Source organism: Mesorhizobium sp. M7A.F.Ca.US.006.04.2.1 (genome assembly GCF_004022915.1).
GTDB lineage: Bacteria > Pseudomonadota > Alphaproteobacteria > Rhizobiales > Rhizobiaceae > Mesorhizobium > Mesorhizobium ciceri.
Map to the genome: position 1 here is coordinate 1 of NZ_RZQA01001221.1, position 1368 is coordinate 1368.

The 1368-nt window shown below is 64.8% G+C and carries 2 protein-coding genes and 1 pseudogene; 1 reads left to right on the forward strand and 2 read right to left on the reverse strand.

Translation table 11 applies throughout. From position 1 onward, the window contains the following. Window positions 1-108 (reverse strand): annotated as a pseudogene (locus tag EN925_RS35995) (dienelactone hydrolase family protein); the annotation flags it as partial. 427 nt (window positions 109-535) lie between these two features. Here EN925_RS35995 and EN925_RS36005 point away from each other — a divergent pair. After that, complete coding sequence (locus tag EN925_RS36005) at window positions 536-970, forward strand: hypothetical protein (protein ID WP_127368749.1); 435 nt, start codon at window positions 536-538, stop codon at window positions 968-970. Window positions 971-1108: 138 nt separating this feature from the next. On the opposite strand, the gene EN925_RS36010 is transcribed toward EN925_RS36005, so the two are convergent. Beyond that, on the reverse strand, window positions 1109-1368 hold a 260-nt coding region (locus EN925_RS36010; RefSeq protein WP_164894664.1), incomplete at its 5' end, for a PQQ-binding-like beta-propeller repeat protein.

Here is a 1368-nt window from a genome sequence, read left to right on the forward strand (position 1 = left end):
GGTCAACTGCTCCATGAACCGGCGGCGATCGAGCGTCAGATGCGTGTACTCGTCATAGGCGTCGATCATCGCCTGGGTGATGGTGGGCTTGGCGTCGGGTCTCGTCATGGATGGGCTCCTCTGCTTCGGGCTTCAATTCCCAGCTACATAGGGACCAAGCCGGCATGATCCAGTCGAGCACTCATCGCTGCCGTCGATCGCCTCAGGCGTATGCCGCCGGCCACGTCCGGGCAGCAAAGCCGGTGCCCATGCGCGGCCGTGTCATCACTTTTTAGTCATTGGCGATAAATCCTGCTGGCGCTGCCACAATCGTGAAGGAAGGTGGCTATCGACGGTATCTTGACCGCGTGCCTCAGACCCAGAAGGAAGCGAGACCATGACCATGCCTTCCCCGATCCTCGCCAGCGCGGTCGTCCTTGCGGGGGCCGCCGCTTTGGCCCTACGCTCGATAGTTGTGAATGCAGGCAGACTATCGTTGATCAGGGTCCGCACTGAGCGGAACCGCAACACGAAAACCCAGGGTTGAGGTGACGCCATGAACGTCCAGGACATCGTCAACACCGTTTCGCAGAAGGCGGGCCTCGACCAGGCGACGACGGAGAAAGTCGTCGGCACCATTTTCTCGGTGCTCGAACACGAGGCGGAAGGCACCAGCGCCTCGGCGTTCTTCGCCAGGATCCCCGGCGCCGACGACCTCGCCCATCAATATGACGTCATGGCCGCCGCTCCGGCCGGCGGTGGCGGTTTTCTGTCGTCGTTGCAGGGCGCGCTTGGCGGCGTTCTCGGCGAGAAGGCCGGCGCGCTGATCAACGGCATCGCCGCGCTCAAGGCATCCGGGCTCGACATGGCGCAGATCCAGAAGGCCGGCGCGACGCTGATCCAGCAGGCCGAAGCCGCCGCCGGCCCCGACCTGACCAACAAGGTGCTCGGCTCGGTGCCCAGCCTGAAGGGTCATTTGGGGATTGGCTGATCGACAACGGGCCGATCGGAAGATTTCCCGCCCCTCATCGCCCAGTCGGGCACTTTTCCCCGTCACTATGCGGGGAAAAGATACCGGCACAGATGAGGGGCGGCGCGACCTCTGAAAGATCGCGTTACCCTGTCGCCCCTACTTCGGCAGCGCGTAGGCCATCACATAGTCACCAGGCTTGGTGCCGACCGAACCGTGGCCGCCGGCGACGATGACCACGAACTGGCGGCCGTCGGCGACCGTATAGGTCATCGGCGTCGATTGCCCGCCGGCCGGCAGCCGCGCCTGCCACAGCTGCTTGCCCGATGTCAGGTCGTAGGCGCGCAGGTAGTCGTCGACTGCGGCCCCCAGGAAGGCGACGCCACCGGCGGTGATCATCGGGCCGCCGATGGCGGGCA

Excerpts from the sequence above, each read along its gene's own strand:
- EN925_RS36005 (WP_127368749.1), top strand. The coding sequence starts at position 536 with ATGAACGTCCAGGACATCGTCAACACCGTTTCGCAGAAGGCGGGCCTC.